Source organism: Actinotalea fermentans (genome assembly GCF_007991475.1).
GTDB lineage: Bacteria > Actinomycetota > Actinomycetes > Actinomycetales > Cellulomonadaceae > Actinotalea > Actinotalea fermentans.
The window spans coordinates 589,231-612,979 of sequence record NZ_BJYK01000009.1; the positions used below are offsets into that span (position 1 = coordinate 589,231).

The following is a 23,749-nucleotide window of genomic DNA, read 5'->3' on the forward strand; positions in this document are numbered from 1 at the left end:
GATGATGGCGATGCATAAGCTCATGGCCGGCGACGGCTACACGTACCTCACCCGGCACGTCGCGGCGGGCGACGCCGGCCTCAGCCACGCCGACTCGCTCGTCGCCTACTACGAGGCCACCGGCAACCCACCCGGCCGCTGGCTCGGCCGCGGGCTCACCGGCCTTGGCAATGACGCGTCGGACCGCCTCCACCCCAACGCCGCGGTGACCGAACCCGCCATGGCCGCGCTCTTCCGCGACGGTCACGACCCGCTGACCGACGCTCCTCTCGGCCGCTCCTATCGTGACCGCACCGACCGCGCCGTCGTCGGCTACGACCTCACCTTCACCGTCCCCAAGTCCGCCTCGGTCCTCTGGGCGCTCGGCGACGACGCCACCCGCGCCACCGTCCACGCCGCGCACCGCGCCGCCGTCGACCAGGCCCTCCATTTCGTCGAGCGCACCGTCGCCCGCACCCGCGTCGGACACGCGGGCTGCCGCCAGGTCCGCACGCGCGGCGTCATCGCAGCCGCGTTCGACCACTGGGACTCGCGCACCGGCGACCCGAACCTGCACACGCACGTCGTGCTCGCCAACAAGGTCCAGGGCCCCGACGGCGTCTGGCGCTCCCTCGACGGCACGACCGTCCACGCCGCGACGGTCACGGTCTCGGCGCTCTACGACTCCCTCCTCGCCGACGAGCTCACCCGCCGCCTGCCCGTGCGCTGGTCCCACCGGTCGCGCGGCGAGCGGCGCAACCCCGCCTTCGAGCTCGAGGGCATCGACGACGCCGTCCTGGCCGCCTTCTCCACGCGCGCCGAGCAGATCCACTGCGCCGAGCAGCAGTGGGCAGCGAGCTTCGTCGCCTCGCACGGCCGGAGCCCGTCGCGCGTCGAGACCAGCCGGGCGCGCCAGCACCTCACCCGCGCGACGCGCCCGCCCAAGATCGTCCGACCGCTCCGCGACCTGCTCGCCGAGTGGGCGAACCGTGCCCGCGCGCTGACCGGCGTCGAGCCGCGCGACCTCGCCGCCCGAGCCCTGGCCGGCGCCTACGCCCGCGGGCTGCGGGCCCACGACGTCGGGAAAGAGGTGCGGGCCGCCGTCATCGCGGCGGTGCTCGACTACGTCGCCACACGCCGCTCGGTCTGGACCACCTGGAACCTCGGTGCGGCCGCGGCCCGGGCGACGCTGCCGCTGCGGATGGCGTCACCCGCAGAGCGGCTCCGGTTGCTCAACGGGATCACCACCGAGGCTGCCGCCCGCTGCGTCCACCTCGACGACACCCGCGACCCCGAGCGGGTCCGCGTCGGCGAGGCGCTCTACACCTCCACCGAGCTGCTCGCGGCGGAGAAGTCGCTCATCGACGCGAGCGAGGCGCCCGGCGCGATCGTCATCGACGCCCGGCTCATCGACGAGCCGCGGTACCGGGCGCACCACCAACTCGGGCGGCTTGCACTCGACCAGCGGGCCGCCGTCCGCGCGGTGCTGACCTCAGGCCGGCGGCTCGACGCGCTCGTCGGCCCGGCGGGCTCCGGCAAGACGACGACGCTCGCCAGCCTCGCCGAGCTCTGGACGGAGAACCTCGGCCCCGTCGTCGGGCTCGCGCCGTCGGCGACGGCCGCCCGCGCGCTCGAGGCGTCCCTCGGCGTGCCGTGCGAGACGACGGCCAAGTGGCTCTACGAGACCTTGGGCGAAGGCGCCCATGCACGCGGTCGCGCCTACGCGGCGGCGGAGGTGAGGCGCGCGGCGAGCGGTGGCGACGGGCGGCGCGACCACCAGGCCGTTGCCCTGCGCCGGGAGGCCGGTCGGTGGTCGCTCGCGCCGGGCCAGCTCGTGATCGTCGACGAGGCCTCGCTCGCCGACACCCGCAGCCTCGCCGCCGTCGTCGGCCAGGCGGAGGCGGCGGGCGCAAAGGTGCTGCTGGTCGGCGACCACCTCCAGCGCGGGTCCGTCGACGCGGGCGGCGCGTTCGGCATGCTCGCCCGCCGCGGCCCGACGGCGGAGCTCACCTCACTGCGTCGGTTCCGGCATCCGTGGGAGGCGCGGGCGAGCCTGCAGCTGCGCAGCGGCCAGCCGGCCGCGCTCGACGCCTACGACGCGCACGGCGCGTTCGTCGGCGGGCTGCGCGTCGGCGGGCTGCGCGAGCAGATGCTCGACGCCGCGCTCGGCGGCTACCTGGCTGCCGGTGCGGCGGGACGGGTGGCCGTGCTCCAGGCCGCCGACAACCGGACGGTGCGCGACCTGAACGCGATGGCACATGCCGACGGCGTGCGATCGGGCGCCGTTCGGGAGAGCGGCGTCGAGCTCCATGACGGGTTGGTGGCCGGCGTCGGTGATCGCCTCGTCACGCGGCGGAACCACCGACGGCTGCGCACGGCCGACGGGTTCGTGCGCAACGGGAACCTGTGGGACGTCGTCGCCGTGGAGGGCGATGGCGCGCTGCGGGTACGGCCAGCCGGCAGCCGATGGCGGGAAGGCGGGCCGGTGTTGCTCCCAGCGGCCTACGTGGCCGAGCACGTCGAGCTCGGCTACGCGACCAGCACCGCGCGGACGCAGGGCATGACGGTCGACGAGACGCACACCGTTGCCGCGCCAGGGATGGGACGGGAGGACCTGTACGTCGCGATGTCGCGCGGCCGGGAGGCCAACCGCGTGTACGTCGTCACGGACGGGCCCGATGACGAGTGCGTGCCCGGTGCGGCGACGCCCGCGACGTCGTACCGGGACGTGCTCGACGGGATCCTCGCGACATCCCACGCCGAGCCGACCGCCACCGAGACCTGGGAGACGTACCACCCGAGCACGCCCGAGCCGGCTCCGGCTCCCGAGAAGCCCGCCCGCGCGCTCACGGCTCACCGCCTACCGGCCGGCCGCGGCCGCACCTGTTCTCGATCCACCTACTCGATCACTGTGACCAGCCGAGCACCCGAAGGAGCGCCATGTCCGCCATCGCCACCGGCCCGTCAGGTCGGCCGTTCCTGACGGTCGCCGAGGCCGCCGACGAGCTCGCTGTCACGGAGCGCTTCATCCGCAAGCTCATAGCCGACGGCACACTGCCGGCCGTGAAGGTCGGCGCCCGCGTCGTCCGCATCCGCCGGGCCGACCTTGAAGACTCGCTCGAGCCGGCGCGCGTCATTCCGCGCGCCCAACAGCGATGACGAGGCGCAGAGAGCGGCCCATGGTCCCTCCCCACGGCACCCGGCCCAGCATTCGTATCGATTTCACATTTGCGTAACAGGCATCGGTGTTACCGGCGATCGACCGGCGCGAGAGGCGCAGCATCACCCACTTGGCCGATCGCCCGAGGCGATACATGATGCGAGACTGCGCCTGCATCAACGAACGCCTAGCAGGGGGCTGGCGTCACTGGCCCCTGCCCGGAAGATGCTTACATCGACCGAGACACAAGGGGTGCGATCCAGAATGGGCAACGCTTCACTAAGTCGAGTCACTGCTCTCGCAGCGGCAGCAGTCCTTACCCTGCTGGTGGCAAGTGCCGGCCCCGCCGCCGCAGCACCGCGGCCCGGCGCGACGACCACTACATGGGAAGAGTCGTGCACTGACGCAGCCGCACGCGCCGGCGTCGAGAATGGCCTCTGCTCCGGCACTGAGTTCCTCTACATCGTCAAGGACTCCACCGGACGGGACGTTCAGCGATCCGAGCCTCTTCGGGGCAACTTCCGGAGCGGTTCCGCAACCCCGCCCGGCATCGCCTCACGACAGCAACCGGGCATCGGCATCAACAGCGTCAGTCCCGACATGGACTCTTGGTGCGACTCGAAGCCTCAGGCATGCACTCGGATCATCAACGACTACACGGCCGAAGCCAAGAACAACTGGCTGATGGTCTACAACGGGCAGAACTATGCCGCATTCTCGGTTGCGATCAGGGTTAACCTGAATGGACGCTCGCCCAGGGTCGAAGCGTGGTACGACTCTGACAGCGGCGGCGCCGTCCGATTCACTAGCCAGAGTTTCAACTGCGTCAAGGATCAGACGTTCGACGGTACGTGCGGGCACATCGACGTGACGACGTCCGGCACCGTGAACCTCACAAGCCTTGGCAGGTACACCAGCGGACTCAGGAGCTTCGCCCCCCTGACCCAGTCCGACGACTACTGGGTCGACCTCACGGGCCGCTTGGGACCAGCCGTCGATACGAGCGTCTCGTGGGGGATGACCACCGTTCGAGTTCCGAACTTCAACTGCTTCGGCACGGGCAACTGCTACTTCCCGTGATCTACTGATCGGGGCTGGCTGGCGAGCGAGCGTCGTCCAGCCAGCCCCGATCCTCGGAGGTCTGACGATGATCACATGGCACGAAGTGCTCATGACAACCGCCAGCACGGGCGGCCACTGGGTGCGAGTCCCGGACAACGGTTGGGGCGCGCTCATCGCATACCTGGCCGGTCCCGGACGTGTCCGCACCGTGGCGCGTCGGTACAACGACGTGCGGGTAGTGACGGTGCATGACGGCGTTCGCACAGAGCACAGCGAAGAGATCACCCCCGAAGACGTCCGCGGGATCGAGCGCGATATCGCGTCCTACGTCGCGGAGCGCGCCGCGCCGGCGCCCCCGCCTGGCGTCTCGTTTGAGATCCTCATCCCCGACGAGCTCTCATTCGACGAACTCGAGCACGATCTCTTGGCAGCGACGATGCGCATAGCGTCCGACGGGGACCCTCTCGCCGAACGTCAAGCACTGGACTGTGTCCTGAGGAAGCACCTCTCGGCCTGAGTGCCGGGCCCTCCCAATCGAACTCGCGACGACAAGGCGCGGAGTCAGCCCCGAGTGGCATGCCATAACGTGCCATAAGGGGGTTCAGATCGGTGCCTCTCGGTTCATCTCCGTGTAGGCTCGCAAGCGCCTGACCAGCAGTTTTACTCACCTACCAGGTCCCGGAAACGCGACGGAGTCCGATTCCCAAGCTGAGAGCGCGGGTTCGATTCCCGTCACCCGCTCCGCGTCAAGGGCCAGGTCAGAGAGCGTTTCTCGACCTGGCCCCTCGTCGTTGGGACCTACTCCCCGCCGACCAGCACCTCCAGCGCCGCGACCGGCACGACGCCCTCCGCCTTGGCCGCCAGCTCGGCATCCACCGTCACCAGCGCGTCGGCCTGCAGCCGCGCGACCGCCAGGTACTCGGCGTCGCGCAGGGTGTCCCAGCCGTGCTCGCGGGCGATCCGCCACGCTGTCCCGCGCGAGACGCGGTCCCCCAGCAGGCGCATCTTCAACTCGGTGAGCCGCTCGTGCGCCGCCAGCGCCTCCTTCTCGGTGCGGCGGCCCGCCCCGACGTCGCGCAGCAGCGACGTCAGTGCCTCCGAGCGGATCGAGCTCGGGGCGACGAGCTGGACGTCCGCGGCCACCGGCACGGCGGCGTCGACGAGGTGCAGCAGGGTCGGAGCGTCGATGACGAAGCGCCTCATCGCCTCAGGCTAGGACCAGCCCCTGACGCGCCCGTCCGTCGCCGCCCGCGGCCGCGCCGGCCAGCCCTGCTCGATGAAGCGGTCGAGCGGGAGCGTGGCGGCCCCCAGCGCCACGGCGCTCCGGCCGAGCTGCGAGCGCACCAGGGCCACCTCGCGCCCGGGCTGGGGGAGCGAGGAGGCAACCATGCTCCGTCGCACGTCGGGCAGGAGCTCCTCGGCGATCCGGTCGCCGAACCAGCCCGCCAGCACGATCCGGGCCGGGTTGTAGAGGTTGACCAGGTTCGACAGGGCGACGCCGAGGCGGGCGACGAGCAGGTCCATCGCGGCCAGGGCGCGCTCCTCGCCCGCGTGGTACGCGGCGAGGAGGGCCTCGACGTCCTCCATCTCGTGGCCGGCCCGCGACGGGTCGGGGCCCCGCCATGCGGCGAGCACCGCCGAGGCGCCCACGAAGGACTCGATGCAGCCGCGCGCCCCGCACCGGCACACCGGGCCATCCAGGCTGATCTTCGTGTGGCCCCACTCGCCGGCGCTGCTCGACGACCCGCGGAACAGCCGTCCGTTGGTGATGATGCCGGCGCCGACGCCGTCGCCCACGAGCACGACGATCGCGTGGTCCACGCCCCGGGCGGCGCCGAACCAGGCCTCGGCCTGCGTCGTCGTCTTGGCGCCGTTGTCGATCATCAGCGGCAGGTCCAGACGCTCGGCGAGGGCAGCGAAGTCGGTCTCGTCCCACCCGACCACCTGCGCGTGCACGATCGGCTCGAGCGTCGGGTCGCCGCAGCCGGCCAGGTTCTCGGGTCGCTCGACGATCCCGGGCACGCCCACGCCGACGCCGAGGACGCGGCCGGCGACGTCGGGCCCGCGCACCTGCTCCGCCTCCGCGAGGAGCTCGGCGACCGAGTCGGCGATGACGCGCGTGACCTCCTCGGGCGAGATGCGGCGCTCCTCGAACCGCCGGGAGCGGGCGGCGATGCGCGTCATGGTCAGGTCGAAGATCTCGGTGACGACGTCCGCCTCGCCGACGTCGGCGCCGATGACGTACGCGGCGTCGGGGTTCACCGTGACGATCGTCCGCGGCCGACCGCCCGCCGAGTCCAGCTGCCCGCCCTCGACGACGACGCCCTCCGCGACGAGCTCGCCCACCATGTTCGTCACGGACGTCGGGGACAGCCCGGTCGCCTCGCTGGCCTCGGAGCGGTTGGAGTCGCGGGCGAGCAGGAGGTGGCGCAGGAGGAGCGCGCGGTTCGCGCGTCGGACGTCCCGCACGGACGCCTTGCGACGGCCCTTCGCGCCATCCTCCATTCTTATTTTATAGCGTGACAGAAGTCCTCCCGCAAGCCTCGCCCGCCGCGGCGGACGCCCGGTTCTCCGCGATCAGAGCCCGGTAGCGGTCGGCGCTCAGCTTCGGGGCGACCCGACCGGTCGGGTAGTCGGTGAAGAAGAGCCCGTAGCGCAGCTGGTAGCCCTGGGCCCACTCGAAGCTGTCCATGAGCGACCAGAAGAAGTACGCCTCGACCGGCGCACCGGCGGCGATCGCGTCGCCCACCGCGCGCGCGTGGGCGTCGAGGTAGGCGACCCGCTCGACGTCGCGGCACGCGCCGTCCGGCCCGACGTAGTCCCACAGCCCGATCCCGTTCTCCGTCACCCAGATCGGGACGCCGGGCGCGGCCTCCGCCACACGCAGCAGCACGCGCGTCAGTCCCGCAGGGTGCACGGCGACGCCGTGCCCGCTCCGCGGCTCCGGGACGGGCAGCTTGTCGATGCCGCGGACCACCGGGTCGGTGCCGGGCTCGTCCGCACGCACGACGTTGTGCTCGTAGTAGTTGACGCCGACGAAGTCGACGCGCGGCGCGAGGGTCGCGACGTCGATGCCGTCCAGCGCGGCGGCCAGCGCCGCCCCGCCGAAGTACCCCTCGGCATCGGCGGGGACGCGCCCGTGCAGGAGCGGGTCGACGAAGAGCCGGTTCTCGACGAGGTCGGCGCGCGCCCAGGCCGCGAGGTCCTCAGGCCGGTCGCCGGCCGGGGCCAGGTCGGACAGGTTGATCGCGAAACCCACCCGGCCCGACGGCGCCAGCTCGCGCAGCACGGGCACCGCCAGAGCGTGGGCGTGCATCTGCACGAAGGCCGCTCGGAGCGCCGTCGCCTCGTCGGTCAGGCCGGGCGCGTGCAGCCCGCTCAGGTGCCCGTGGAACGCCGCGCAGAACGGCTCGTTGATCGTGATCCAGTCGTCGACCAGATCGCCCAGGCGCTCGACCACCACGCGGGCGAACGCGACGAACGCCGTCGCCGTCTCGAGCGTCGACCAGCCCCCGCGGTCCTGGAGCCACTGCGGCAGGTCCCAGTGGTAGAGCGTCACGACCGGCCGCACGCCGAGGCCGCGGAGGCCCTCGAGGACGCGCCGGTAGTACGCGACGCCCTCCTCGTTGACCCGCCCCTCGGCGTCCACCACGCGCGCCCAGGCAACCGACAGCCGGAAGGTGTCCAGGCCCAGCCAGGCGACGGTGTCGAGCAGCTTCGCCGGGTCCTCGTACACCCGGCAGGCCACCTCGCCCGTGTCACCGCGAGTGATCGCACCCGGGCGCGCCGTGAACGTGTCCCAGATGCTCTCGACGCGGCCGCCGGAACGCACCCCGCCCTCCACCTGGTAGGCGGCGACGGCGCTCCCCCAGCGGATCCCGGCAAGCTCGTTCATCGTTCTCCTCGTCAGGGGGCTCAGTAGCCGGTGCGCAGGCCGCGCAGCAGGTACTTCTGCAGCGCGAAGCACAGGACGACGGGCGGCAGGGTCAGCACGATCCCGCCGGCCATCAGCTCGCCCCAGTAGATGCGGTAGCCCGTCTGCATCTGCAGCAGGCTCGAGGTCAGCGGCATGACGTTCGCGTCGGTGATGAACGTCATCGGGAAGATCAGGTCGGTCCAGCCGGCCAGGAAGCTGTAGAGGACGGCCGTCATGATCCCGGGCAGCGCCAGGGGCAGGACGATGCGGAAGAAGACCCACCCGGGGGTCAGCCCGTCGAGCTCCGCCGCCTCCTCCACCTCCTTCGGGACCTGCTCGAAGAAGGGCTTGAGGATCCAGATCACGAACGGCAGGTTCAGCACCGACACCCCGACGATCACGCCGGTCACCGAGTTCAGCAGCCCGAGGTTCTGCATGATCGTGTACATCGGCACCACGAGGGCCGCCGGCGTCACCATGCGCGCCACGATGAGGAAGGCCAGGGCGACGCCGCTCCCCCGCCACGGGTACCGCGCGAACCCGTAGGCCGCGGGACCTCCGAGCAGGAGGCTGATCACCACCGTCGCACCAGCGATGACCAGCGAGTTCGTGATCGACGTCCCGAAGTGGAACTGGTCGAACAGGTTCGCGTAGTGGCCGCCGGTGAGCTCCTCGGGCGCACTCAGCGGGGTGCGGCTGAAGATGTCCGCGTCCGGCTTGGTCGAGACGAACGCCATCCACGCCATCGGCGCGAGCATCACCAGCGCGATCACGGTGAGCACGACGCCGGCGCTGGTGGCGCCGAGCCGCTTGCGGGCGGAGTAGGTGAGCCGCATCAGCGGTTCCTCCGTTGCACGATCAGGAGCGCCCCGCCGAAGCCGAGCGAGATGACCAGCGCCAGGAGCGCCTGCGCCGACGCCGTGCCGAAGTCGAGGTGCGTGAACGCGGTCCGCCAGATCACCAGGGGCAGCACCCGCGTGTCGTCGCCCGGGCCGCCGCCCGTCGTCGCGAACACGGTGTCGAACACCTTCGTGAACGCGTCGACCGCGCGGAAGGCGCCGGTGATGAGCATGACGGGCAGGATCGACGGCAGGGTGATCCGGAACAGGATCCGCACGGAGCCGGCGCCGTCGAGCGCCGCGGCCTCGTACTGGGACGGCTCGATCGACATCACCGCCGCGAGCATCACGAAGAGGACGAAGGGCATCATCTTCCAGGCGTCGATCACGATGATCGACACCAGCGGGTGCTCCACGAGCCACGGCGTCGACGTGCCGAGGAGCTCGTTCACGGGGCCGAACTGCGCGTCCAGCATCATCCGCCACGCGTAGGCCCCGGCGATGGCCGGCACCGCGAACGGGACGATGAACGCCGACGCGACCACGCGCGAGAACAGCCGGCCGAAGCGGCCCTTCAGGTTCAGCATCACGTTGGCCAGGAGGATCGCGCAGGCCGTGCCGACGACGACCTCGATGACCACCGAGGCGACCGTGAACTGCAGCGTCACCCGCAGCGAGTTCGTGACCGTCGAGTCCGTGAACAGGGCGGTGATGTTGCTCAGCCCGGCGGGCTCGATCTCCGACGACGTGAGCGGCCGGTACGTGTGCAGCGCCATGTACCCGAGGTAGAGCAGCGGGTACGCCATGACCGCGCCGACGAAGAGCATCGAGGGGAGGGTGAAGAGAATCCCCGCAAGCCTGCGTCGTGGCGACTGGGTCCGCACAGCGGCACCTCCCCTCACACCGTGGCCGGATCGGGGCCCGCGCCGCGGGGAGGACGGGGCGTCCTCCCCGCGGCGGGACTGAGCAACAGTGGTCACTCGATGGCCTCGCGCCCGGCGAACTTCTCGTCCTGCAGCCAGGCCGCGGCCTGCTCGGCGGTCATCTCACCGGAGAGGACCTTGGCGAGCGCCTCGGAGACGCCCGAGCTCAGCTCGCCCGACCACGTGGTGTGCAGGTACGTCAGGCGGTTCGCCACGGACTTGAGCATGTCGAGCTCCGGGAGCACCGCGGCGAAGTCTGCGCTGTCCTGCTGGCTCGCCAGCACGGGCAGGTTGCCCGTCTCCTCGGTCTGCGGCAGCTGGAACTCGTCCGAGGTCATCCACGCGACGAAGGCGCCCGCGGCGTCCGGGTTCGGCGCCGACTCGGGGATGGTCGCGAGCATCGCGCCCAGGTGGGTCTGCTCGCCGGGCGGCGGGGCGATGCCGAGGTTGCCGTCCATCTGGTCGCCGACGGTCCGCCACGCGTACAGCCAGTTCTGGTAGATGGCGATCTGGCCGGCCGCCATCTGGTTGTCGCAGTCGAAGAAGCTCAGGGCCTCCCAGCCGGGGGCGCTCAGCGACGTCAGCGCGTCGATGTACTCCATGGACGCGACCTGCTCGGGCGTGTCCAGGGTGAGCTCACCGGTCTCCAGGTCGCCGAAGTTCGCGCCCTGGCCGTAGGTGAAGTACGTGTCGTCGAGGAACACGGACCAGTCGACGCCGCCGAGGCAGGTGCCGTACATCTCCGGGGGCCGGTTGAAGAAGGTCGCGACGTCGACCAGCTCGTCGAACGTCGTCGGCGGGGCGAGCTCGCGGCCGTACTCCGCCTCGAACGCGGCCTGCTCCTCGGGGTTCTCGAACAGGTCGGTGCGGTAGAGCACCACCGGGAAGTTGTAGTACTGCGGCACCCCGACCAGCGCGCCGTCGTCCCGCGTGAACAGGTCCGCGTTGACGAGGTCGCCGACGACGTCGTCGCCCAGGTACTGGCTCAGGTCGCGGGCGTGCGCGTGCCGGAGGAGCCACTGCGCGTCGTCGCCACCGCCCGCGAAGACGACGTCGTAGGTGCCGGCGTCCTGCGCGAGCTCGGCGACCTTCCGCTGACCCCAGACGTCGCGGGCAACCTTGTCCACGGTCACGCCGATGCCGGTGGCGTCCGTGAACTCCGCGGCGTGCGCGGCGAGGGAGTCGGTCTCCGGCCCCTCGACGGCGAGGACGCGGATGTCGCCCGTCGGGCCGGACTCGGCCGGCGCGGACCCTGTCGCGTCGGGCTCGGCCTCGTCAGTCGAGTCGGAGCACGCGGCGACCAGCCCGACCGCGAGCGCCGTGCACGTCACCCCCGCGAGAACGCGGCGCGTGGACAGACGCTTGTTCATAGTCACTCTCCCTTGAGTACGAAGTCCTCTTGCGCGGCTACCCGGCTCGCCTGGGTACCGGCGGGCCCCCCCTCGACCGGCCCGGCGTGGGCTGCCGCTCCTCCCTCGAGGACGAGCGCCCATGCCTTCCCGATCATGACGACCCGGCTGACGCGGCCGGCGACGACGGGGCCGGGATGAGCCCACATCTGCGCCTTCTTCGCCCGCTGGACCTTCTTGCCGACTATAAAATATGATCCGACAGAAACCTGTCAAGGGTGTCGCGGCGGACTGTGAGAGCATCCGGCGAAGGAGGGCTCCATGAGCAACGGTTCGACCCCGCCCGCCCGGCCCGCAGCCGACGACGCGCCCTACCGCGACGCGCGTCGCGGCATCCCCGAGCGCGTGGCGGACCTCGTCGCGCGGATGACGCTGCCCGAGAAGGTCGGGCAGATGCTCCAGCTCGACGCCCGCGACGGCGTCCGGGAGCCCGTCGTGACCATGCACGCCGGCTCGCTGCTGCACACCTCGCCCGACGACGTCGGCGAGGCGCACGACCTCGCCGCCGCGTCCCGCCTCGGCATCCCGCTGCTCATCGCCGACGACTGCATCCACGGGCACTCGTTCTGGCCCGGCGCGACGATCTTCCCGACCCAGCTCGGGATGGCGGCGAGCTGGTCCCCGGAGCTGGTCGAGCGCGTCGCCCGCGCGACCGCCGCCGAGGTCGCCGCGACGGGCCTGCACTGGACGTTCTCGCCGGTGCTCGACGTCGCCCGCGACCTGCGCTGGGGACGCATCGACGAGACCTTCGGCGAGGACCCGTTCCTCGTCGGCGAGCTCGGGGCGGCCATGGTCCGCGGCTACCAGGGCGGCGGCGCGGCCGACCCGGACGCGATCCTCGCCACCGCGAAGCACTTCGCCGGGTACTCCGAGACCCAGGGCGGCCGCGACGCCAGCGAGGCGGACCTCACGCAGCGCAAGCTGCGGTCGTGGTTCCTGCCGCCGTTCGAGCGGGTCGCGCGCGAGGGGTGCGCCGCCTTCATGCTCGGCTACCAGGCCATCGACGGGGTGCCGGTGACCGTCAACCGCTGGATGCTCGACGGCGTCCTGCGCGGGGAGTGGGGCTACACCGGGGCGCTGGTCACCGACTGGGACAACGTCGGCCGCATGGTGTGGGAGCAGCGCATCTTCCCCGACGCGGCCAGCGCGGCCGCCGCGGCCGTGCGCGCCGGCAACGACATGATCATGACGACGCCGGCGTTCTTCGCGGGCGCGCAGGACGCCGTCGCGCGCGGGCTCCTCGACGAGGCGGACATCGACCGCGCGGTCGCGCGGATCCTGGCCCTGAAGTTCCGGCTCGGGCTGTTCGAGGACCCCCGGCGGCCCGACGTCGCCCGGCAGCGCGCCGTCGTCGGCCGCGCGGAGCACACGGCCCTCAACCTCGAGGTGGCGCGACGGTCGCTCGTGCTGCTGACCAACGACGGGGCCCTGCCCCTGCCCGACGTCGCGGGACCGCGCCGGATCGCCGTCGTCGGGCCCAACGCCGACGACGCGCAGGTGCTCCTCGGCGACTGGGCCGGGTCGTCCGGCCAGGTCGACTGGATGCCCGACGGGCACCCGCGCGAAGCCATCACCACGGTGCTGGACGGGCTCCGTGCGCTGGCCCCCGACGGCTGGGAGGTCGGGCACGCGCGCGGCGCCGACATCCTCACCCTGGTCCCCGACCCGGAGGGCCCCACGTTCGCTGACGGGCAGCCGCGTCCCCCGATCGCCACCCCCGCCGCGCCGGACCCGGAGCTGCTCGCCGAGGCCACGGCCCTCGCCGCGTCCGCGGACTGGGTGGTCGCCGTCGTCGGCGACCGGATCGAGCTGGTGGGCGAGGGGCGCTCGACCGCGACCCTGGAGCTCTTCGGCGCGCAGACCGCGCTGCTCGACGCGCTCGTGGCGACCGGCACCCCCGTCATCGTCGTCGTCGTGGCGTCCAAGCCGCTGGTGCTGCCGGCGTCGGCCGAGCGCGCCGCCGCCGTCGTCTGGGCCGCCAACCCGGGCATGCTCGGCGGGCGCGCCGTCGCGGAGCTGCTGCTCGGACTCGTCGAGCCGAGCGGCCGCCTGCCCGTGTCCGTGCCGCGGCACGTCGGCCAGCAGCCGACCTACTACAACCAGGTCCGCGGCCAGCACGGCACGCGCTACGCCGACCTGACGCAGGAGCCGGCGCACTGCTTCGGCGAGGGCCTGAGCTACACGACCGTCGAGTACACCGACCTCGTCGTCGACCCGCCCGTCGCGAGCGCGTCCGACACGGTGCGCCTGCGCGTCACCGTCCAGAACACCGGTGCGCGCCCCGCGCTGGAGACCGTCCAGGCGTACGTCACCGACGTCGTGACGTCCGTGACCTGGGCCGAGCGCGAGCTCAAGGCCTTCCGCCAGGTCGCGCTCGCGCCCGGCGAGCGGGCCGAGGTGGAGCTCGCGGTCGCAGTGCAGGACTGCACCGTCGTCGACGCCACCGGACGCCGCGTGGTCGAGCCCGGCGAGTTCGTCGTCGGCGTCGGCCCGTCCTCGCGGGGGCGCGACCACCTGCTCGGGCGCTTCACCGTCCGCGACGCCTGACCGCCAGGCGACGGCACGGCGACGGCACCGCGACGGCGCCTGCGAGGGCGCCGACGGACCGTACGAGGCCCGTCGGACAAGGTCTCGGACTGCATAAGCCCAGGTCACGGGCCGGACACGAGAGGCCGGTTTCGGCTACGGAACCCCATCAGTCCGGTCACGACCCGGCAACTCCGACCACACGCGCACACCCCGCGCCCTACGTTCCCGGCAACGGCAGCGACGGCGTAGACGGGGGCAGCGATGAGCACCAACCGCGGCAGGACGACAGGTCTGGCGGGCGCGACGCTCGTCGTCGTGATGGCCCTGGCGGGCTGCTCCGGCGGGGGGTACGACGGCGGCGACGGCGGCGACAGCGCCTCCCTGGACGGCGCCCGCGAGGACGCGGGCTACGTCGAGCCCGGCCCGGGCCGGCCCGAGCAGCCCTACCCCGGGCCGGACGGCACGGACCCGGAGCTCTACCCGGAGTACGCGGCGTGGAACGGCATGACCGACCCGGCCGACGACGCGCTGTCGACCTTCGCGCTCGACATCGACACCGGCTCTTACACGCGCTTCCGCGACGCGGTGACCAACGGCGGGTACCTCGACCCGGCCGAGGTCCGCACGGAGGAGTTCGTCAACTACTTCACGCAGGACTACCCGACCCCCGAGCGCGGCCTCGCCGTGAGCGTCGACGCCACGGTGCTGCCGTTCCGCCCGGAGCACCGCCTCGTGCGGGTCGGCGTCGCGAGCGCACCGGCCACGAGCGCCGCGCGCGAGGACGCCGACCTGGTGCTGGTCGTCGACTGCTCGGGCTCGATGGCCGAGTACGGGAAGATGGGGATGACCAAGGACGCCCTGCAGACGCTCGTCACCTCGCTGCGGCCCACGGACCGGGTGGCCATGGTCTGCTACTCGACCGAGGCCGACGTCTTCCTCGAGCCGACGCCCGTCGCGGAGCGCCAGAGCATCCTCTGGGCGATCGACGAGCTCGAGCCGATGGGCTCCACCAACGCCGCCGCCGGCCTGACGCTCGGCTACGACCTGGCCATGGAGATGCGCAGCGAGGGCCGGATGACGCGCGTCATCCTCATCAGCGACGGCGTCGCGAACGTCGGCGAGACGGACCCCGACGGGATCCTCGCCCGGATCAGCACCGAGGCGCAGGCGGGCATCAACCTCGTCTCGGTGGGCGTCGGCATCAGCACCTACAACGACCACCTGCTCGAGCAGCTCGCCGACCAGGGCGACGGCTGGCACGTCTACGTCGACAGCGAGGCGGAGGCGGAGCGCGTCTTCTCCACCGAGCTCACGGGCTCGCTCGTGGTGGCCGCGACCGACGCGCGGGCCCAGGTCGAGTTCGACCCGGAGCAGGTCGCCGCGTACCGGCTCATCGGCTACGAGAACCGCGCCATGGCCGACGAGGACTTCCGCAACGACGCCGTCGACGGCGGCGAGGTGTTCGCGGGCCACACCACCACCGCGCTGTACGAGGTCGCGCTGCGCGAGTCGCGCTCGCGTGAGCCGTTCGTCACCGCGACGGTCCGCTACCTCGACGACGCCGGCCGCCCGGTCGAGCGCTCGGGCTCCCTCGTCGCCACGGACTGCGCGCGGTCGCCGCGCGAGGCGTCGCCCCGGCTGTACCAGGACCTGGTCGTCGCGATGCTGACCGACCACCTGACCGGCGGCCCGTGGTCGGAGTACGTCTCCGCCGCCGACCTGCGCGAGGCGGCGCGGGCCCTGCCGACGTCGGTCGACCGGGACCCCGACGTCGTGGAGCTGGCGGACCTCGTGGACTGGGCCCTGTACTGACCTGGGTGGAGTCTGACCTCGTTGGAGTTGGTTCTTAGGTAAGGCTTACCTTAGGGTTCGGACCGGCCCGTTCGCGGGCCTCCCGCACCCGGACCCTGAGGACGTCATGAGCCCGCTCCGCCCCGCCCGTGCCACCACTCGTCGTGCCCGGACCGCCGCCGCCGGCGCCGTGGCGACGTTCGCCGTCGTCGCCCTCGCCGGCTGCAGCGCGGACGCCGCGGACGACGAACCGGAGACCGCGGGCGGGGCGAGCACCGCCGCCGCCGAGACGGGCGCGCTCGTCATCTACTCCGGCCGCAACGAGGAGCTCGTCGACCCGCTGCTCGACCGCCTCGAGGAGGAGGTCGGCGTGCCCGTCGAGGTGCGCTACGCCGGCACCGCCGAGCTCGCCGCCCAGCTCCTCGAGGAGGGCGAGGCCACCGACGCCGACCTCTTCTTCTCCCAGGACGCCGGCGCGCTGGGCGCCCTCAAGGGCGCCGACCGGCTCGCCGAGCTGCCGGACGCGGTCCTCGACCGGGTGCCCGAGCACTACCGCGACGCCGACGGCCGGTGGGTCGCCACCTCCGCGCGCGCCCGCGTGCTGGCCTACGACCCGGCGTCCGCCCCGGAGGTCGCGGACCTCACCGGCATCGACCAGATCCTCGACGAGCGGTACCGCGGCCGGATCGGCTTCGCGCCCACCAACGCCTCCTTCCAGTCGTTCGTCACCGCGCTGCGCATCGACCGCGGCGAGGACGGCGCCCGCCAGTGGCTGCAGGACTTCGCGGCGCTTGAGCCGCAGGCCTACGACAACAACAACGCGGTCCTCGACGCCGTCGACGCCGGCCAGGTCGGCATCGGCCTCATCAACCACTACTACTGGTTCGAGCGCGTCGCGGAGCATGGCGCCGGCTCCGTCAACGCCCGCATCCGGTTCCTCGCGAGCGACGACCCCGGCGCGCTGGTGAACGTCGCGGGGGTCGGCATCCTCGAGGGCACGGACATGCCCGACGCCGCCACCGCCGCCGCCGCGTTCCTCCTCTCCGACGAGGCGCAGCAGTACTTCGCCGACGAGACCGCCGAGTACCCCGTCGTCGAGGGCGTCACGTCCACCGTGCACGACCTCGCGCCGCTCTCCGCGCTCACCGGCTTCGTCGTCGACCTCAACGCCCTGGAGTCCCTCGAGGAGACCCTGGCCCTGCTCGGCGAGGTGGGCCTGACCTGAGCGTCCTGAGCGAGCCGGGGACCCACCCCCGCACCCGGCGTCGGCCGGGGCGCCTGACGGGCGCCACCCCGGCCGGCGTCCTCGTGCTGCCCGCGGTGGTGGCGGCCGCGGTCGCCCTGCTCCCGGTGGCGTACCTGGTCGTCCGTGCCGCGGAGGCAGGCTGGGGCGCCGTCGTCGAGATCCTGCTGCGGGACCGCACGCTCGCGCTCGTCGCCCGCAGCCTGGTCCTCGCCGTCGCGGTCACGGCCACCGCCCTCGCCATCGGGCTGCCGCTCGCCTGGCTCACCACGCGCACCGACCTGCCCGGGCGGCGCGCGTGGGGCGTGGTCGCCGCGCTGCCCCTCGCCGTGCCGAGCTTCGTCGCCGCGTACACGTGGATCTCCGTGCTGCCGCAGGTCTCGGGTTTCCTCGGCACGTGGCTCGTGCTCAGCTTCTCGACCTACCCGTACGTGTACCTGCCCGTCGCGGCAGCCCTGCGCGGCACCGACCCGGCGCTCGAGGAGGTCGCGCGGTCGCTCGGCCGCGGGGCCCTGCGCACCTCGCTCTCGGTCACGGCGCGGATGGCGCGCCCGGCCGCCACCGCCGGCGCGCTGCTCGTGGCGCTCTACGCGCTCAGCGACTTCGGGACGCCGTCGCTGATGCGCTACGACGTCTTCACGCGGGCCATCCACACCTCGTACACGGCGTCCTTCGACCGGACGCCGGCCGCCGTCCTCTCGCTCGTGCTGGTCGCCCTGACCGTGGCGATCACCATCGCGGAGACCCGGTCCCGCGGGCGGGCCGAGTACGCACGGATCGGCGCCGGGGCCACGCGCGACACGCGGCCGATCCGCCTCGGCCGGGCGACGCCGCTCGCCGTCGGCGGCGCCGCGCTCGTGGCGGGCGTCGCGCTCGGGTACCCCGCGGCGGTGCTGGCGCACTGGGTGTCGCAGGGGCGCTCGGCGGGCGTGGACTGGGCCGTGCTCGGCCCGGCCGGGCTCTCGACCGTCTGGGTCGCCCTGCTCGGTGCCGCCGCCGCGACCGCGCTCGCCGTCCCGGTGGGCGTCCTCGCGGCGCGGCACCCCGGCCGCGGGGGCCGGCTGTTCGAGCACCTCACGTTCGCCGGCCACGCGGTGCCGGGACTCGTGGTGGCGCTCGCGCTCGTGTTCTTCGGCGTCCGGTACGCCCAGCCGATCTACCAGGAGACCCCGCTGCTCGTGCTCGCGTACGCGGTGCTGTTCATGCCCGCCGTCGTCGGGTCCGTGCGGGCGGCGGTGAGCCAGAGCCCGCGCCGGCTCGAGGAGGTGGCGCGGTCCCTCGGCCGGACGCCCGCCGGCGTGCTGCGGCACGTCACTCTGCCGCTCGCCGCGCCGGGCGTGGCCGCCGGCTTCGCGCTCGTGACCCTCACGGCGATGAAGGAGCTGCCCGCCACGCTCCTGCTCCGGCCGACCGGCATGGACACGCTCGCCACGCGCCTGTGGACGCACACCGGCGTCGGCGCGTACGCGGCCGCGGCGCCCTACGCGGTCGCACTCGTTCTGCTCGCCGCGGTCCCGACGGTCGTCCTCAGCCGGGTGCAGGCGCGATGAGCCGGCTCGAGGTGCGCGGGCTGCACAAGTCCTTCGGCGCCACGCCGGTGCTGCGCGGCATGGACCTCGACGTCCCGTCGGGCGCGCTCGCGGCGCTGCTGGGCCACTCCGGCTGCGGCAAGACGACCCTGATGCGCATCGTCGCGGGGTTCGAGCAGGCCGACGCGGGCGAGGTGCTCATCGACGGCCGCACGGTCGTCGACGGGCCGGCCGGCGCGCCGCCCGAGCGCCGCCGGGTGAGCGTCGTGCCCCAGGAGGGTGCGCTGTTCCCGCACCTGACCGTGGCGCAGAACGTCGGCTTCGGGCTCCCCGGCCGCGGCCCGGCGGCCCGGCGTCACCGGCGGGAGCGGGTGCGCGACCTCCTCGCGCTCATCGGGCTGCCCGACGTCGGCGAGCGCATGCCGTCCCAGCTGTCCGGGGGCCAGCAGCAGCGCGTCGCCGTGGCGCGCGCGCTCGCCCCCGAGCCCGACGTCGTGCTGCTCGACGAGCCCTTCTCCGCGCTCGACGCCGCCTTGCGCAGCGCGCTGCGCGAGGACGTCCGGGCCGCGCTGAAGGCGACCGGCGCGACGGGCGTCCTCGTCACCCACGACCAGGAGGAGGCCCTGAGCATCGCGGACCTGGTGGCCGTGGTGCGCGACGGCGTCGTGGTGCAGGCGGCCGAGCCCGCGCGCGTCTACCGCGAGCCGGTGGACCTGGACACCGCCCGGTTCGTCGGTGACGCCGTGCTGCTCCCGGCCGAGGTGACCGACGGCGTCGCGCGCACGCCCGTCGGGACGCTGAAGCTGCTGCGCGGCGACCACGCGGGCGGGCGCGGCCTGGTCGCCGTCCGGCCCGAGCAGTTCCACATGGTCGGGGCGGGGCGCGGGGCCGCCATCGCGACCGTCGACGCTGTCACGTTCCACGGCCACGACGCGACGGTGCGGCTGGTGATCGCGGGGACGGACGGGCCGGGCGCGCCGGGCACCGCCGGGCAGGCGGTCCTCTGCCGCACCCAGGGCCCGCTGCCCGACGTCGGCACGCAGGTCAGCCTGCTCGTCGCCGGTCCGGTGTCGTTCTTCACCACCGAGGCGCCCACCCAGCATCGCTAGGTGCTATATTATTGGCAGTTGCTTGCCACTAATATCGGAAGTCGAGGCCGGCGATGGTCACGTACCACCCGCGCATCGTGGACGCCCAGCTCTCGCGCGGGCTGCGCGCCGCCGGCGCGGTCGTCGTCGAGGGCCCCAAGGCGTGCGGCAAGACCACCACGGCGCACCGACAGGCCGGATCCACGGTGCACCTGGACGCCTCCCCGCAGCTCCGTGCCCTCGCCGCGGCCGACCCGCGCGTCCTGCTCGACGGCGAGACCCCGCGCCTGATCGACGAGTGGCAGCTGGTGCCGGAGATCTGGAACGCCGTTCGCTACGAGGTCGACCAGCGTCAGGCCGACGGACAGTTCATCCTGACCGGCTCGGCGACACCCGCCGACGACATCACCCGGCACACGGGCGCCGGTCGCGTCGCCCGGGTCCGGATGGCGCCGATGACGTCGTACGAGGCCGGGCACGGGACGGGTGCGGTCTCGCTCGCCGGGCTGTTCGCCGGCGACCGACCGGCGAGTCTCGGCGCCGACGCCGATCTCGCCGACATCGCCGAGCTCGTCTGCCGGGGCGGGTGGCCCGCGAACCTGCGCCGCGACCTCGCGGACGCCATCAACGCGAACCGGGACTACCTGACCACCGTCGCCGCCGCCGACATCGTCACCGTCGACGGAGTCCGCCGCGATCCTCGCAAGGTGAGTGCCCTGCTGTACGCGCTCGCCCGCTCCAACGGGACGTACGTGACCGACAGGACGCTCCAGGCCGACGTCAACGGCCGCGGCGAGACGCTGTCACCGAAGACCCTGGGGTCCTACCTCGACGCCTTGTGCCGGCTGTGGATCGCCGTGGAGCAGCCGGCATGGGGACAGCACATGCGGTCCTCTGCCCAGGTCCGCAAGTCCCCGAAGCGACACCTGGTGGACCCGTCGCTCGCCGTCGCGGCCCTCGGCGCAGGCCCGCGGGCGTTGCTGGCCGACCTCGAGGCGTTCGGGCAGCACTTCGAGTCGCTCGTGTTCCGCGACCTCTCCGTCTACGCACAGGCGGCCGGAGCCGGCGTTCACGCCTACCAGGACGCCGGCGGCGCGGAGATCGACGCCGTGGTGACGCGCGACGACCAGTGGATCGGCATCGAGGTGAAGCTCGGCGCACGACCCGAGGTCGTCGATGTCGCCGCTGCCGGCCTGATCCGGATCGCGCGCTCCATGCGGACCCCGCCGGCCGCCCTCGCCGTGGTGACGGCGACCGGCCCCTCCTACCGGCGCGACGACGGCGTGGACGTGATCTCGATCCTGGACCTCGGCCCCTGAGAGCGTCGGCCGCAGGGGCCACCCCGCACAGGCCGGGGTCGCCCACCGGTCTACCCCGGTGTCACCTCTCAGGTGCTCGGCACGTGGAGCTCGCCGTACGCCACGCACGTGCGGTACCGCGTCATCCGGTGACGGGCTGCACGTCCTCGCCGGCCGGCTCGGGGTCCCGCATCCGCGTCACCAGACCCGCGCACGCCACCAGCAGCCCGACGGCGAGCAGCAGCGACGGGGTGAACGACCCGTCCGCGGTCCGCATCGCCTCCATGACGTAGACGAAGACCACCGCGCCCTGGCCGAACAGCTGGATCAGCCCGTTCGACGTCGCCTCCGGCGTCGGGTGGGTGATCTCCGCGCCGTACTGCATGCCCACCGGCAACGCGCTGACCAGGAAGAACCCGAGCACCGCGGCCGAGGCGAACAGCAGCACCGGCGACGTCGCGAACGTCAGGCCGAGCAGCCCGGGGACGGCGCCGACCACCGCGACCATGAGGTACCGGCGGCGCTTGCCCTGCCGGTCGGACAGCGCCGGGATGACGACGGCACCCACGAGCCCGCCGACCACCATGACCGCGCCGAGCGTCCCGGCGTCCGTCGGCGTGAACCCGCGCGGCCGGATGATGTTCTCCACCCACGTGCTCACGCCGTTGAAGATGCCCAGGCCGGCGACCGCGATGGCGAGCACGAACCAGAACGGCCGCACCCGCAGCGCGTGCCGCAGCCCGGCGAGCGCGAGCGAGCGCACGTCGGACCCGTCGGGGCCGGGCGGCGTCGGCGGCGCCTCGCGCATCAGCGCAAGGAAGGCGGCCGAGCTCGCCGCGGCCGCCGCGCCGTAGACGAGCTGCACCGTCGGCAGCGACATCGACTCCGCCAGCACCGGCGTGAGCGCCATGCCGAGCGCCGTCCCGACGAGGTTCGCCAGCGTCACCAGCCCGACGGCCGTCGCGCGCCCCTGCTCCGGGAACCACTTCGCGGGCACGGTGGTCCAGGCGTTGAGCAGGAACGGCTGCGCGCACGCGACGCCGATGGTCGCCGCGAGCACGAGCCCGTAGCTGTCCCCCGCGAACCCGCGCAGCAGCCCGAACACGCCCATGAGGGCGACGCCGATCCCCACGCCCACGCGCGAGCCGTACGTGTCGATGACCCACGACGCCGGGATCGACAGCGGGATGAACGCGATCATGAACGTCATCGCCAGCAGGCCGATCTGCAGGTCGGAGACGCCGTAGAGCTCGGCCGCCGGCCCGGTGACCGGCGCGTAGGAGATCCACAGGACCTGGATCGTCAGGTTGACCAGCATGAACACCGCGAGCACCACCCAGCGGTACCCGTACAGCCGGTACCCGGCGCCGCCGTCGACCACCCGGTGGACGCTCACCGGTACAGCCCCCGCACCTTGCGGTACATCCGCGTGAACGTGCGGTAGCTCTTGTCGTGCAGCGCGGCCGACGTCGGGTCCGGCTCGTACTCCCGCGTGATGCGGACCAGGCCCGGGACATCCGCCCAGGCCAGCTCGCCGATGCCGATCGCGGCGAGGAACGCCGCGCCGCGGGCGTTTGCCAGCACCGGGTCCTCGGCCCGGCGCACGGTGCAGCCGAGGACGTCCGCGAGCGTCTGGCACCACAGGTCCGACTGCGCACCGCCGCCCACGTACGTGACGGCCCGGAACCCGCCCGGGAGCTCGGCGTGCACGAGCTTCTCGACGGCCTCCTTCATCCACCGGGCGTTGAGCGCGATGCCCTCGAACGCGGCGCGCACCAGGTCGGCCCGGCTGGTGTCGAGCGAGACGCCGAACCACCCACCGCGCACGTGGGCGTCGTCGACGGGCGTCCGCTCGCCGTTGAGCCACGGCGCGAAGACCACACCGTTCGCCCCGGGCGGGGACGTGACGGCCAGCGCGTTGAGCCGCTCGAGCGCGTCCGCGGGCGGCGGGCGGCCGTCACCCATCGCGTCGTCGGGGTAGACGACGTTCTCGATGAGCCAGTCGATCGCCTTGCCAGCGACGTCCTGGATGGTGGCGACCCAGTACCGCTCCGGCACGGCTGCGGGCAGCGACGCGACGTTGCGGATGACGTCCGTGCGCTTGAACGGGACGTGGCAGCTCAGCCACGCCGACGTCCCGATGTACAGGTGCGCGGCGTAGTCCTCCACGGTCCCCGCGCCGATGGCCGCGGCCGTCGTGTCCCCCGTGCCGGCCACCACCCGCACGTGCTCACCCAGCCCGAGCTCCGCGGCCGCCTCCGCCGTGAGCGTGCCGACCACGGAGGCCGGCGGCACCAGCTCGGGCAGCTTGCCGACGTCGAGCCCCACGCGCCGGGCGAGGTCGGCGTCGTACCGCACGTTCGCCGGGTCGCGGTTGTCGGTGCACCAGCGCAGGACGGCGGTGTCGAACCCCGCGACGGCGCGCCCGGTCAGGCGCATGGTCAGGTACTCGGGCACGTCGAGCAGGTACGCGGACGCGGCGTAGACCTCCGGGCGGCGGTGCCTCAGCCACTGCGCCTGGCCCACCGGGTCCTTGCCCGACCGCGAGGGCACGCCGCCGGACTTGGTGATCCACTCGCGCAGCGCCCGCACGTTGTAGCCGGCCCCCGGCACGGTGATGCCGCCCGACGTCAGCGCGCGCGAGTACGCCTCCCCGCGCGCGTCCATCCAGATCAGCGCGTTGTGCAGGTGCCGACCGCCCGCGTCCACCGGGACCAGCCCGCCCCACTGGCTGCTCATGCAGATCGCGGCCACCTCGCCGGGGTCGACGCCCGTCCGCTCCACCGCCAGCCGCACGCAGCCGACGATGGCGTCCCACCACTCCTGCGGGTCCTGCTCGGCCCCGCCGCCGGGCAGAAGGATGAGCCCGACCTTTGCCCGCTCGTGCCCGACGAGCTCCCCGCCGACCGTCATCAGGGCGACCTTGGGTCCGCCCGTGCCGAGGTCGACCCCGACGACGTAGCGCCCCTCGCTCATCCGCGCC

General features: G+C 73.1%; 18 protein-coding genes. 10 read left to right on the top strand and 8 right to left on the bottom strand.

Going from position 1 to position 23,749, the window contains the following annotated elements; genetic code table 11:
- Position 1: 1 nt before the first annotated feature.
- The 4 genes from mobF (at position 2) to AFE02nite_RS14805 (ending at position 4,718) form a co-directional block, all read left to right on the top strand.
- A complete protein-coding gene (gene mobF, locus AFE02nite_RS14790) occupies positions 2-2,962 on the top strand; it encodes a MobF family relaxase (protein WP_146819899.1) in 2,961 nt (986 codons plus the stop codon).
- The gene (locus tag AFE02nite_RS14795; RefSeq protein ID WP_034244485.1) at positions 2,920-3,138 is read left to right on the top strand and encodes an excisionase family DNA-binding protein; all 219 of its coding nucleotides are present in this window, start codon (positions 2,920-2,922) and stop codon (positions 3,136-3,138) included. Before mobF ends, AFE02nite_RS14795 begins: the two co-directional genes overlap by 43 nt.
- A 328-nt stretch (positions 3,139-3,466) precedes the next feature.
- Complete coding sequence (locus AFE02nite_RS14800; RefSeq protein ID WP_146819900.1) at positions 3,467-4,219, top strand: hypothetical protein; 753 nt, start codon at positions 3,467-3,469, stop codon at positions 4,217-4,219.
- A 67-nt stretch (positions 4,220-4,286) separates the two neighbouring features.
- Positions 4,287-4,718, top strand: coding sequence for a DUF5956 family protein (locus AFE02nite_RS14805; RefSeq protein ID WP_034244481.1), 432 nt, complete (start codon positions 4,287-4,289; stop codon positions 4,716-4,718).
- Between the two features lie 281 nt (positions 4,719-4,999).
- Here the strand turns inward: AFE02nite_RS14805 and AFE02nite_RS14810 are convergent, their stop codons facing one another.
- The 6 genes from AFE02nite_RS14810 to AFE02nite_RS14835 form a co-directional block, all read right to left on the bottom strand.
- The gene (locus AFE02nite_RS14810) at positions 5,000-5,404 is read right to left on the bottom strand and encodes a type II toxin-antitoxin system VapC family toxin (RefSeq protein WP_034244479.1); all 405 of its coding nucleotides are present in this window, start codon (positions 5,402-5,404) and stop codon (positions 5,000-5,002) included.
- A 9-nt stretch (positions 5,405-5,413) separates the two neighbouring features.
- Complete coding sequence (locus AFE02nite_RS14815) at positions 5,414-6,706, bottom strand: ROK family protein (RefSeq protein WP_034244477.1); 1,293 nt, start codon at positions 6,704-6,706, stop codon at positions 5,414-5,416.
- A 7-nt stretch (positions 6,707-6,713) separates the two neighbouring features.
- Positions 6,714-8,096: a glycoside hydrolase family 1 protein gene (locus AFE02nite_RS14820; RefSeq protein WP_034244475.1), complete on the bottom strand. Its 1,383-nt coding sequence runs from the start codon at positions 8,094-8,096 to the stop codon at positions 6,714-6,716.
- Between the two features lie 20 nt (positions 8,097-8,116).
- Entirely contained in the window at positions 8,117-8,953 is an 837-nt protein-coding gene (locus AFE02nite_RS14825; RefSeq protein ID WP_034244473.1) for a carbohydrate ABC transporter permease, read from the bottom strand.
- Positions 8,953-9,783, bottom strand: coding sequence for a carbohydrate ABC transporter permease (locus AFE02nite_RS14830; RefSeq protein ID WP_034244471.1), 831 nt, complete (start codon positions 9,781-9,783; stop codon positions 8,953-8,955). The genes AFE02nite_RS14825 and AFE02nite_RS14830 overlap by 1 nt, the downstream gene beginning before the upstream one ends.
- A 149-nt stretch (positions 9,784-9,932) precedes the next feature.
- Complete coding sequence (locus AFE02nite_RS14835; protein WP_034244468.1) at positions 9,933-11,249, bottom strand: ABC transporter substrate-binding protein; 1,317 nt, start codon at positions 11,247-11,249, stop codon at positions 9,933-9,935.
- Between the two features lie 300 nt (positions 11,250-11,549).
- On the opposite strand from AFE02nite_RS14835, the gene AFE02nite_RS14840 reads away from it, so the two are divergent.
- The 6 genes from AFE02nite_RS14840 to AFE02nite_RS14865 all read left to right on the top strand — a co-directional run bounded on the left by AFE02nite_RS14840 (position 11,550) and on the right by AFE02nite_RS14865 (position 20,787).
- Positions 11,550-13,835 (top strand): exo-beta-d-1,3/1,6-glucosidase, encoded by a 2,286-nt coding sequence (locus tag AFE02nite_RS14840; RefSeq protein ID WP_052113518.1) that lies wholly within the window; start codon positions 11,550-11,552, stop codon positions 13,833-13,835.
- 243 nt (positions 13,836-14,078) lie between these two features.
- Entirely contained in the window at positions 14,079-15,629 is a 1,551-nt protein-coding gene (locus AFE02nite_RS14845) for a vWA domain-containing protein (RefSeq protein WP_052113517.1), read from the top strand.
- Between the two features lie 106 nt (positions 15,630-15,735).
- A complete protein-coding gene (locus tag AFE02nite_RS14850; RefSeq protein ID WP_052113516.1) occupies positions 15,736-16,833 on the top strand; it encodes an extracellular solute-binding protein in 1,098 nt (365 codons plus the stop codon).
- An 83-nt stretch (positions 16,834-16,916) separates the two neighbouring features.
- Positions 16,917-18,401 carry an ABC transporter permease gene (locus AFE02nite_RS14855; RefSeq protein ID WP_261765639.1) on the top strand — a complete coding sequence of 495 codons (1,485 nt, stop codon included), beginning with the start codon at positions 16,917-16,919 and terminating at the stop codon, positions 18,399-18,401.
- On the top strand, positions 18,398-19,489 hold the full coding sequence (locus AFE02nite_RS14860; RefSeq protein ID WP_034244091.1) for an ABC transporter ATP-binding protein: 1,092 nt from the start codon (positions 18,398-18,400) through the stop codon (positions 19,487-19,489). The genes AFE02nite_RS14855 and AFE02nite_RS14860 overlap by 4 nt, the downstream gene beginning before the upstream one ends.
- Before the next feature lie 53 nt (positions 19,490-19,542).
- Complete coding sequence (locus AFE02nite_RS14865) at positions 19,543-20,787, top strand: ATP-binding protein (RefSeq protein WP_034244088.1); 1,245 nt, start codon at positions 19,543-19,545, stop codon at positions 20,785-20,787.
- A 121-nt stretch (positions 20,788-20,908) separates the two neighbouring features.
- On the opposite strand, the gene AFE02nite_RS14870 is transcribed toward AFE02nite_RS14865, so the two are convergent.
- Together AFE02nite_RS14870 and AFE02nite_RS14875 are read right to left on the bottom strand one after the other, a co-directional pair.
- Entirely contained in the window at positions 20,909-22,162 is a 1,254-nt protein-coding gene (locus tag AFE02nite_RS14870) for an MFS transporter (protein ID WP_146819902.1), read from the bottom strand.
- Positions 22,159-23,742: a xylulokinase gene (locus AFE02nite_RS14875; protein WP_034244086.1), complete on the bottom strand. Its 1,584-nt coding sequence runs from the start codon at positions 23,740-23,742 to the stop codon at positions 22,159-22,161. Before AFE02nite_RS14875 ends, AFE02nite_RS14870 begins: the two co-directional genes overlap by 4 nt.
- Positions 23,743-23,749 lie beyond the last annotated feature (7 nt).

Coding starts and splice junctions, on each gene's coding strand:
- mobF (WP_146819899.1), top strand. CDS start 2: ATGATGGCGATGCATAAGCTCATGGCCGGCGACGGCTACACGTACCTC.
- AFE02nite_RS14805 (WP_034244481.1), top strand. CDS start 4,287: ATGATCACATGGCACGAAGTGCTCATGACAACCGCCAGCACGGGCGGC.
- AFE02nite_RS14815 (WP_034244477.1), bottom strand. CDS start 6,706: ATGGAGGATGGCGCGAAGGGCCGTCGCAAGGCGTCCGTGCGGGACGTC.
- AFE02nite_RS14825 (WP_034244473.1), bottom strand. CDS start 8,953: ATGCGGCTCACCTACTCCGCCCGCAAGCGGCTCGGCGCCACCAGCGCC.
- AFE02nite_RS14850 (WP_052113516.1), top strand. CDS start 15,736: ATGAGCCCGCTCCGCCCCGCCCGTGCCACCACTCGTCGTGCCCGGACC.
- AFE02nite_RS14820 (WP_034244475.1), bottom strand. CDS start 8,096: ATGAACGAGCTTGCCGGGATCCGCTGGGGGAGCGCCGTCGCCGCCTAC.
- AFE02nite_RS14875 (WP_034244086.1), bottom strand. CDS start 23,742: ATGAGCGAGGGGCGCTACGTCGTCGGGGTCGACCTCGGCACGGGCGGA.
- AFE02nite_RS14865 (WP_034244088.1), top strand. CDS start 19,543: ATGGTCACGTACCACCCGCGCATCGTGGACGCCCAGCTCTCGCGCGGG.
- AFE02nite_RS14840 (WP_052113518.1), top strand. CDS start 11,550: ATGAGCAACGGTTCGACCCCGCCCGCCCGGCCCGCAGCCGACGACGCG.
- AFE02nite_RS14845 (WP_052113517.1), top strand. CDS start 14,079: ATGAGCACCAACCGCGGCAGGACGACAGGTCTGGCGGGCGCGACGCTC.
- AFE02nite_RS14795 (WP_034244485.1), top strand. CDS start 2,920: ATGTCCGCCATCGCCACCGGCCCGTCAGGTCGGCCGTTCCTGACGGTC.
- AFE02nite_RS14810 (WP_034244479.1), bottom strand. CDS start 5,404: ATGAGGCGCTTCGTCATCGACGCTCCGACCCTGCTGCACCTCGTCGAC.
- AFE02nite_RS14835 (WP_034244468.1), bottom strand. CDS start 11,249: ATGAACAAGCGTCTGTCCACGCGCCGCGTTCTCGCGGGGGTGACGTGC.
- AFE02nite_RS14830 (WP_034244471.1), bottom strand. CDS start 9,783: ATGCTCTTCGTCGGCGCGGTCATGGCGTACCCGCTGCTCTACCTCGGG.
- AFE02nite_RS14860 (WP_034244091.1), top strand. CDS start 18,398: ATGAGCCGGCTCGAGGTGCGCGGGCTGCACAAGTCCTTCGGCGCCACG.